Genomic DNA, 265 nt, shown 5'->3' with positions numbered 1-265 from the left:
AGGGTCCGTTCAGCAAGGAAGACGGCGAGCAGATCCTCGACGAGGAAGGAAAGCGCATTGTCTAATACATTTCCCGCATTGCAGGAGCGGCATCTGCATCAAACAGATCTCGATGCCCTTCGTCCGGCCTTCTCGACGCACAAACCCCGGATATTGATCCTCTACGGATCGCTCCGCGAGGTGTCGTACAGTCGGCTGCTTGCGTTGGAAGCTCAACGGCTGCTGGAGAGGCTGGGGTGCGAAGTGCGGATTTTCGATCCGAAGG

1 protein-coding gene is annotated in these 265 nt (G+C 57.4%); it reads left to right on the top strand.

What is annotated here, in order from left to right:
- Nucleotides 1-57 precede the first annotated feature (57 nt).
- Nucleotides 58-265, top strand: a 208-nt coding sequence (locus SB816_RS32305; protein ID WP_410548285.1) for an NADPH-dependent FMN reductase, incomplete at its 3' end; no start/stop codon positions are given.

The sequence above is a fragment of the Achromobacter sp. SIMBA_011 genome, assembly GCF_046535435.1.
Taxonomy (GTDB): domain Bacteria; phylum Pseudomonadota; class Gammaproteobacteria; order Burkholderiales; family Burkholderiaceae_B; genus Achromobacter; species Achromobacter dolens.
This window is presented reverse-complemented; position numbering and strand designations above follow the sequence as displayed.